We start from the raw sequence: 4423 nt of genomic DNA, 5'->3' as shown, positions 1-4423 counted from the left end.
AGCGTGGGCTTGCGGCCCAGGCGGTCGCCGATCGCGCCCAGCGGCAGCAGCAGCGCGGACAGCGCGAGGGTGTAGATGTTGATGATCCACAGGACCGTGTCCTGCGAGGTGCCGAAGTCGACAGCCATGTGCGTCTGGGCGACGTTCAGCCCGGACACCGACGCCAGGACGGCCATCAGCGCCATCGAGACGGTGATCAGGATCAGCCGCAGACGGCGCGCGTCCGGCGCGCCGGCGCCGCTCCCGTCAGCGGGGGCCGCCTTTTCGGGGTTCGTACTCATGGATTCCTCTCACCAGGGCATGCGGAATCGGCGCTGGGCAGGACCGGCCGCCGGGGCGACGGGAGGCAGGGGTGCGGTTTGGGCGTCAGGCGGCGGCGGTACGGCCCGGCCGCGCCGGTGCCGGCGGCCGCCTGCAGGGGGCGGATGCGGCAGCCGGCCGCGGCGGGCCGCGAAGGCGCCGCCGGCCGGGCATGCTCATGCGGTGCCGCCGCCCTCGCTGCTCCCGGCTTCCCGTGCCGCCGGGACGCCGGTCGTCAGGCCGGCCGGCCCCGGCTGGCAAATTTTGACAGCCATAGGTAAATGGTAGCAGCTATCACTTGTGGGGTCTCCTCGGGCGGGGAGGGGCGGCGTCCCCGGTGCCCGCGGCCCGTACGGGCCGTCAGATCCCGTACGGGCCGCGGGACTTCACCGGCCGGGCCGGCTGCCTCACGGCCGCTTGAGGACCCGGGTCCGCAGGCCCGGGCGGGGGGTGTGCGGTGTGTGCCGGGTGCGGCTGCGGGCGTACAGGCCCAGCGTGGCCAGCAGGGCCAGGGCGACCGGCAGGGTGAGGATGAGCAGGACGCCGGTCAGGGACCAGCCCGCGTCGACCATGAGGCCGCCGGTCACGCCGCCGGCCAGCGGGCCTGCTTTGCCGGCGCTGTTCGCCCAGCTCACGGCGGTGGCGCGGACGGCGGGCGGATAGGCGACGGCGGCGATGGCCTGGAGTACGGCGGTGGCCGCCGGCAGGCACAGGCCGAGGAGGAAGACGGTGACGAGCAGGGCGGCGAACCGGCCGGCGGCCAGGGCGGCGGCCCCCAGAGCCGCCACGGTCATCACCCACAGCAGGGCCAGCACCCGGAACCGGTCGAACCGTTTGAGGACGAAGGACACCGAGAGCTGTCCTGTCAGGCCGCCCCAGCCGAAGGCGGCGACGGACACCGCGGCCTTTGCGTCCGTCAGGCCCTCGTTCTCGGCCAGTTCGGGCAGGTAGGTGAGGATCACGAACGCGATGCCCTGGCCGAGGAAGAAGCAGAGCCACAGCAGCAGGCTCGTGCGGGCGAAACCCCCGGACAGCACGGCCCGCGGGGCGGGCCGGGGCCGGGTGCGCCGGGTGCTGTGGCCGAAGTCCACCCCGGACAGGTCCTCATCCGCAAGGACGCGGGCAAGGACGCCGCGCAGTTGTCCGTGGGGGCGGTTGCGGGCGGCGAGCACGCTGAGGGATTCGGGGATGACGCGGACGATCGCCGGGATCAGCAGCAGCGGGAGGATCCCGCACACCGCCAGCAGCACGGGCCAGTTGAACGCGGGCACCAGGACGGAGGCGAGGATCCCGCCGACGGTGGTGCCGGCCGTCACGCCGGCGAAGGCCAGCGCGACCATCTGGACCCGGCGCCTGGCGGGCATCCAGTCCGCGACGAGCACCATCATGCTCGGCAGCACCGCGCCCAGTCCCAGGCAGGCCGCGGTGCGCAAGGCGGTGAAGGGGACGATGCTGTCGGTGAATCCCATGGCGGCCGTGCCCAGGCCGAAGCAGGCGGTGCCCGCGAGGGTGACGCCCTTGCGGCCGTAGCGGTCGGCGAGCGGGCCGGCGGCCACACCGCCGGTGATCATCGCCAGGACGCCCAGCGTCACGGTCACCGTCACCGTCTCGCCGCTGACTGACCAGTCCTCCTTGATCCTGGGGTAGACGAAGCCGGCAACCGCGGTGTCCAGCCCTTCGGCGATCATCGTGAGCAGAGCGACCCTCACGATGAGCCGCTGGCGGCGGCCCATGGGCCGGGCGTCGATGAACTCCTGCGGACTGGGCCGTGCCGAGGCGTCCGTGCTCATGGGCCGGGCCCCTTTCCTCGGATTTCCTCGGATTTCATCGGATTTCATCGGTGCAAAGCCGCGCGGGTGCTGCGGCAGCGGCAGGTGCCGCCGCCGCGGCCGGCGGGGTGGCGCTGTCCCTCAGGCGCAAAGGCGCAAAGGGGGGTCTCCCGGCGCTCGCGCGCGAAGTGCCGGGAGATCCCCCGTTGTTCTGCCGCGGCCCGGGGGTCAGTCCTTGACGTCGCCCCTGACCTGCCGCCGGATGAACTCGTAGGTCAGGTCGCCGAACTGCTCGCCGTAGGCAATGGATGCCTCGGCCGTCTTGGTGAAGTGGACGCCGCCGTTGACCCGGCTCATCGCACACGCCTTGTCGAAGTCGGTCCAGGTGGGGAAGTGCACCTCGACGTCCCTGGCGGGGGTGATCCCCGGCTCCGCCAGTGAAGAGCCGGCCGGGAAGGTGAACGACCAGTCCAGCACGTCGTCGCCGAAGAAGCGCCGCGCGGTCTGCGACCCGGCGGAGCACAGCGTCGTGCTGGCCGACGGGTACTCCGGGTGGTCGCCGGTCGGCAGGTAGCTGGTCCACTCGTTGGCGGGCATGTCGTCGACCGTGCCGATGCCGGGCCCGCCCCAGGCGGTGACCTTGCTCCTGCCGTACACGTGCCGTACGGCGGTGACCGGCCGTACAGCCTGGTACCTGGCCTTGTGGTGCCAGTCGGCGATCAGCGTGTCGAAGGTCGACAGGATGCTTGCGAGCACCCAGTGCGTCCAGCCGTGCACGCCCATGTGGTTGTCCTCGTCGCGCTTGCGGGCGATGGTGATGGACGAGTAGCCGATGCCCCACAGCTTGTTGTCCATGATCTCGGCGAGCACCTTGCGCTCGTCGTTGAGATCGGCCGACGCCTGCAGGACCTCGTCCACGGAGCGCTTGTAGGCGCGGGCGTTGGTGTGGTCGGTGTGCCGGGGCGGGTCGATCGGGAACTGGGCGGGGTCGGTGAAGATGTGCGGCACGGTCCGGCCGGCCTGCGGGGTCACGAATGCCTGGCCGACGAAGATGCCCAGGTCGCCCGGGCCGCCGCCGAGACGGCGGCCGTTGTGGGCGCCGAGCAGCGGCTGCCAGCGCGAGGGGTTGGTCACCCGGTAGGGGGTGTTCACCGGCTCGAAGCCGGTGTAGTCCCGCCACGGCACCCGGTTGTACGTGCGGCCGCCCTCGTCGCCGAGGAGGTTCATGCCGTCGCTTTCCACGAACTTCCACACCGCGTTGGCGGCCACGTTGCCGATGCCGACCGGGCTGGTCAGGTTCTCCGACTCATCGTCGGGGTTCAGGCCGAGCGCGGTCATCAACTGCCGCAGGGCTCCTACGTTCTGCGGCAGCAGGCGCTTCCAGATGCCGTGCTGGGCGTAGATCGCGGCGATGTTCATGTTCCGGTTGGTGGCCGATTCGCTGGAGGGACGGCGCGGGATCCGGGAGTGGATGCCCAGGGCGGTCTCGTGGTACGGGGCCACCGCGTCGAACGCCGCCAGCATCGCCGCCCGGTTCGTCCACAGGAAGACGGTCGCGTCCATCGGCCCGATGAACCGCAGGCTGGGCGACTGACCGGCCTGGTCGTCGCCGGGCTGGGCCCACTTGATGTAGTTGTCCTTGTCCAGGTCGGGAAGCTCAGGCGGCTCCTCGCTGGCGGCACCGGCCGTGCGGGCGAAGGCCAGTTGGGACAGCGCCATGGCCGAGGCACCGCCGACAAGCAGCGACCTGCGGCCCACCGGGGAAGCGGAGAGGGAAGTGTGTCCGGACGTCGTCATGATCGTCTTCCTTGTTCGTGGCAGAAACTGGCAGAAAAGGGGGCCGCCGCTGGCAGACGGACCCGGGAAGGAGCCCTCTTTACGGGGAGCGGGATACCGGTGGCTGCGCCGTGCGCGCGGCGGCGGGCCGGCGGGCCCGCCGCCGCGCTCACCCGGGGTCAGTCCTCGACGTCCCCCCTGACCTGCCGCTGCACGAACTCGTGGGCCAGGTCGCCGAACTGCTCGCCGAACACGATCGTCCGGTCGACGGTCTTCTGGAAGTGGACACCGCCCCACACCCGGCTGTCGGCGCAGGTGCGGGTGAAGTCGGTCCACGTGGGAAAGGTGATCGACAGGTCCCTGCCGGGGGTGATGCCCGGTTCGACGACCGTCGAGCCCGCCGGGTAGTCGATCGTCCAGTCCAGCTCGTCGGAGCCGAAGTAGCGCCGGGCGGCCTGCGAGGTGGCCGAGCACAGGGTCGTCGAGCCCGAGGGGTATTCCGGGTGGTCGCCCACCGGCAGGTAGCCGGCCCACTCATCGGCGCGGATGTCGTCGACCGTGCCCATGCCCGGCCCGCC

General features: G+C 71.8%; 3 protein-coding genes and 1 pseudogene. All 4 read right to left on the bottom strand.

All coding sequences use genetic code 11. The annotated features are described in order from the left end of the window. A pseudogene (locus B124_RS36865) lies at positions 1–281 on the bottom strand (MFS transporter); the annotation flags it as partial. Between the two features lie 426 nt (positions 282–707). Beyond that, positions 708–2090: an MFS transporter gene (locus tag B124_RS36860; RefSeq protein WP_496507382.1), complete on the bottom strand. Its 1383-nt coding sequence runs from the start codon at positions 2088–2090 to the stop codon at positions 708–710. Positions 2091–2297: 207 nt separating this feature from the next. After that, on the bottom strand, positions 2298–3866 hold the full coding sequence (locus B124_RS36855; protein WP_496507381.1) for a DUF6851 domain-containing protein: 1569 nt from the start codon (positions 3864–3866) through the stop codon (positions 2298–2300). A gap of 158 nt (positions 3867–4024) precedes the next feature. Beyond that, positions 4025–4423, bottom strand: a 399-nt coding sequence (locus tag B124_RS36850) for a phosphatase PAP2 family protein (protein WP_496507380.1), incomplete at its 5' end; no start/stop codon positions are given.

This window comes from Streptomyces sp. CNP082, assembly GCF_059570535.1.
Note: the sequence above shows the minus strand (reverse complement) of the source record. Positions and strands in the feature narration are given on the sequence as shown.